The 3,869-nt window shown below is 37.0% G+C and carries 5 protein-coding genes and 1 pseudogene; all 6 read right to left on the bottom strand.

Going from position 1 to position 3,869, the window contains the following annotated elements; all coding sequences use genetic code 11:
- A partial coding sequence (locus RCZ04_RS08900; RefSeq protein ID WP_460485689.1) for a clostripain-related cysteine peptidase occupies positions 1–465 on the bottom strand: 465 nt, incomplete at its 3' end.
- Positions 466–481: 16 nt separating this feature from the next.
- Positions 482–796, bottom strand: coding sequence for a hypothetical protein (locus RCZ04_RS08895; protein WP_460485688.1), 315 nt, complete (start codon positions 794–796; stop codon positions 482–484).
- 55 nt (positions 797–851) lie between these two features.
- Positions 852–1,295 carry a hypothetical protein gene (locus RCZ04_RS08890; RefSeq protein ID WP_460485687.1) on the bottom strand — a complete coding sequence of 148 codons (444 nt, stop codon included), beginning with the start codon at positions 1,293–1,295 and terminating at the stop codon, positions 852–854.
- A gap of 54 nt (positions 1,296–1,349) precedes the next feature.
- Entirely contained in the window at positions 1,350–1,826 is a 477-nt protein-coding gene (locus tag RCZ04_RS08885; RefSeq protein WP_460485686.1) for a hypothetical protein, read from the bottom strand.
- Positions 1,827–1,833: 7 nt separating this feature from the next.
- Positions 1,834–3,465, bottom strand: coding sequence for a C10 family peptidase (locus tag RCZ04_RS08880; protein ID WP_460485685.1), 1,632 nt, complete (start codon positions 3,463–3,465; stop codon positions 1,834–1,836).
- 81 nt (positions 3,466–3,546) lie between these two features.
- Positions 3,547–3,869, bottom strand: a pseudogene (locus tag RCZ04_RS08875) (clostripain-related cysteine peptidase); the annotation flags it as partial.

The raw sequence follows: 3,869 nt of genomic DNA, 5'->3' as shown, positions 1-3,869 counted from the left end.
CGATTTGTTTTCAGTTTCTATAGAGTAACCGTTAGGCAACCACGCATTGCCGTGCGACCAAAGCACTAATCCTTTGTAATGGTTATTGCCTTTGTAATAGTTGAGTGCATCTCTCAGTACGTTGCTCATAACCCTTTTATCAGCTGAATTTTGTTCAGGATACGAAGAGATGATTTTAGAGGCTATTACCTCAGTGGTATCGTGTGCAATTTCTAAAAGTACAGGGTGTGAAGGCAAAACTGTAGAAGTATTACTGTCGATATATACCAAAAGCTTATCGCGCCCATTGGGTACAAAACCGCGTTCTATTTCGTTGAGGTCTTTTAAGGCATAGGGAGCGAGGTCGTTATCAGCAACCATATACACGAGGGTGATTTCGTGAGAAGGTAAAGGTTCAGGAGCTGGGCTGTCTTTCTGACAAGACAATAAACCAAAGCAGATGAGGAGCCAAGAGTAATAACGCATAGTTTAATGTAAAAGATTAATGGACGACACTAATTTTCCCTTTAGGGCAGATATCGATAGTGAGTTTTTCTTTATCGCCTTGTATTTGTACATTGCTTTCTAAGCGCAGGCGTGAAGCCGTGATAGCTACTACTTTGTAAGTGCCTTTAGACAAAGCAAACGCCTCAGAAGTACTATTCGGTGATAGTTTTTGTGAAAAATGCTCGCCTACTGAAACCGTTACTGCTTCAAAATAGCGGTTTTGCACCTGAAGGCTGTAGCTTTCTGGTTCTATAGCTTCCTTAGAACAAGAGAGGGTAATGAATGTAAATAAGAATATAAAGTAACGCATAAAAAGAATTTAAAGATACCCTTTGGCAGAGAACCTCCCTGCCAAAGGGCTAAAGTTATTTCACTAAGATAAAATCATTATTTTTAACTCCGTCTATATACATTTCTTGGAAATGAGCAGATCCACATTCGCCTAAATATCCTAAAAACTCTATTTTATAAGTTTTAGACTTATTTTTAAGGTAAAGTGTTTCTGTCTTCCCCGTATATAGAAATCCTGTATTTTCCGTTGCTACTTCAGCATAATCTTTATTTTTAGATTCATCAGTAAGTAGCAAGGTATGGTATTTCTTTTCAGTGTTATTATCTGTAATTTGGTAGAAATACACATTCTCGACATCAGCTTCTCCTTTGTCATTCAAGAAATCTTGATACTCAGAAGCTGTTTTTCCTATAGATAAGTGAAAAGAAGGAGGAGGTACAGCACATTCTTTCTCATCTTTAACGTCTTTACAAGCCATTACAAGGAATACCATTGTAAAATACAATATTCTTTTCATAGTCCTTCTTTTTAATACCCTTTGGTAGAGAACCTCCCTACCAAAGGGTTAAGGTTATTTTGCTAAAAAGTAATTCTCTACTTTTACCCCATCAATACTCATTTCTTTTAGATTAGCTGTAGGACAACAATGATTATGACTCTCCATAGCTCCTTTTAACTCTATTTTATGAGTTTTAGAGGCGTTTTGTAAGTAAAGCGTTTCTGTTTCACCTGTATAAACATCGTTTTCATAGCCAAGTTGAGTTTCTATCCATAAATATTCAACCTCACTTTTTGGAATATTAGTATAACGAAAAGAAATACCGTATAATTTCTTTTGGTTATTCTCTTCTTTGTACAAAGAAATATGCTCCTTATCTACTTCTCCTTTCTCATTTATAAAATCCTTATAGAGCTCAGAGTTTTTGTTTACAAGTAAAAAGAAAGTAGGCGGGGGAGAACAACAAATATCAGGTTTTTCATCCTCTTTTGTATTTTCACTACAAGCTATTACAATAAATAGCATTGTAAGGTATAATATTCTTTTCATAACTAAACTATTTTATGTTGATGATTAATGTCTTTTCGAACTTATAATCTCCTTCTGCTCCTGATTTATAAGTGTTAGATCCTGCTTCCCTACCCGATTTTGCATTAAAAACATTTATATTATACCAACCAGTCCCATCGTAATCTTCTTTATTCCATTTGAAGTCAGAACCATTGAGATTCCCTTCCCAACCGAAATTATTATGTACTAATTCAAGTTTATCATACGATATATTGGTATATCCTTCCATTTTTGGACATTTGGTATAATGCTTTACTTCTCTTGTTTTTAACACATAACCATCAATTACCCAAGCGTGCCCCTTATCATAACTATATCTTGTGCATGATTTCTTCCAAAACCACCATCCTGTTGTATAACTATGAGGTATTTGATAAGAATATCCTTGTATATAGATAGGTCTATTATTTTCTATTTCAGAAACAAGTTGAGTCGCATTATAAGGTACTAATGAAGAGTTGTTATATCCCAATGCGTGCAAAGCTTCTAAAGCTCTACCAGAACCGCTACCTCCATCAGCTCTACATCCATAGGTCATAGCAAGCAAATCACTATCTCCTAAATGAGCTAAAAGATATTGAATATCTTCTTTAGCAGTAGGGTTACTCCAAATGCTATAACTATCCATATTAGAAAACATATGACCATTATCAATTTTTGTCATATCGTCCCAATGCATAGTTCTTCCTTTAAACACCGTTGGCTTTTTATGGTATGCCATAAGTTGTCCTAAGGCAGTAGCTACACAGCCTACAGCAGACTGATCTCTATCAGCATCACAATACTTTGTTACTTTATCATTATAATCACCACTTTGTCCCCAAAGAGTTTTTATTAGAGGAGCCTTTATCAATTTAGTTTGAAATTCTCCATAAGTGGTATAATCATACTCATAATCTCCAGAATTATTTCCACCTAAATCGTCAAAATCTATACAATAAGCAGGTTTTATAGGCCTATCCTTCGTCTTCACCCGCTTGCCCTCTTTATCAAAGAGTCCTTGCGCTATCAGCTCTGCTTGCCGTTCTTTTGAAAGCTGCTTAAAAATAGCCTCTTCGGCTTCCGTCGCCAATTTCTCTTTATTAGCTTCAAAGGCTTCGCGCTGTTCCTCTATATACGCCTGCATATAGCTAAACAGTATCGCCTGTCCCGGGTTGGTAATAGTGTCGCTCAACTGTCCATACGAATTGTAAGCCAGTACTCCTGGCACACGTCGGTCCCCCGAGGTTACTACATACCCTTGGTTGTTAGCAAAGTTAATAATGTACACGTCAGCTTGCTCTGGCTTACTGCCCCCTTTGGTAGGTACGTAAGGCTTACGAGTATTGCCTTTTACAACCTCAACAGAGCCAATTTGCAAAGGTGCCTTGGTAACAATCCCTTCTACTTCACGCATTTGCATAGCCGTAGCAAGGGCTGTTTCTTGGGCTTCTTCAGCGGAAATATGGGTCTGCCCTGTAAGGGCAACCCAACCTAAAAGTCCGTTGTCAGAAGCATTCGTTTCAGTACTGGGTAATACTGAAATATCGGTGTCAGTAGCGAACGGGGCATCTGCCTCTTCGCGTTGGCAGGAAAAGAAGAGCCCTGCAAAGGTAAAAATCAATAGATGCTTTTTCATTATTTTAGTGTGTTTATTGGTTTCTCGTAAATACGCTACAAAAGTAGAAAACTTTTTCCTCATTTCCAAGCAATATGAAAATTATTTATATAAAAAATGCAGTTTTGTGTCTCTATACCACGACAATTGTTTGTAGTAGTTATTCAGCGTTTCATTCTTGCCAAACAGATAAACACTTAAGCCATTACAATGCGTAAGCGCAATATTAGCAAATCTCGGTGTGTGTTTTTTAACCTTACAAAGCTTTTGCCAAATAGGCTCAATAACCACAGTAGCTTTGCCCTCCAAAAGCACTTGTTTTAAGTCAAATAAATACTTTTCGTTATTCCTACTGTATTGTTGCAGGTGGGTTAAAGACAACTCAAAAGAGTTGAGTTGTTTACAGAAAGAAGCTAATGCCTCCA

The organism is Capnocytophaga sp. HP1101 (genome assembly GCF_054772415.1).
This window is presented reverse-complemented; position numbering and strand designations above follow the sequence as displayed.

Coding starts and splice junctions, on each gene's coding strand:
- RCZ04_RS08895 (WP_460485688.1), bottom strand. CDS start 796: ATGCGTTACTTTATATTCTTATTTACATTCATTACCCTCTCTTGTTCT.
- RCZ04_RS08880 (WP_460485685.1), bottom strand. CDS start 3,465: ATGAAAAAGCATCTATTGATTTTTACCTTTGCAGGGCTCTTCTTTTCC.
- RCZ04_RS08890 (WP_460485687.1), bottom strand. CDS start 1,295: ATGAAAAGAATATTGTATTTTACAATGGTATTCCTTGTAATGGCTTGT.
- RCZ04_RS08885 (WP_460485686.1), bottom strand. CDS start 1,826: ATGAAAAGAATATTATACCTTACAATGCTATTTATTGTAATAGCTTGT.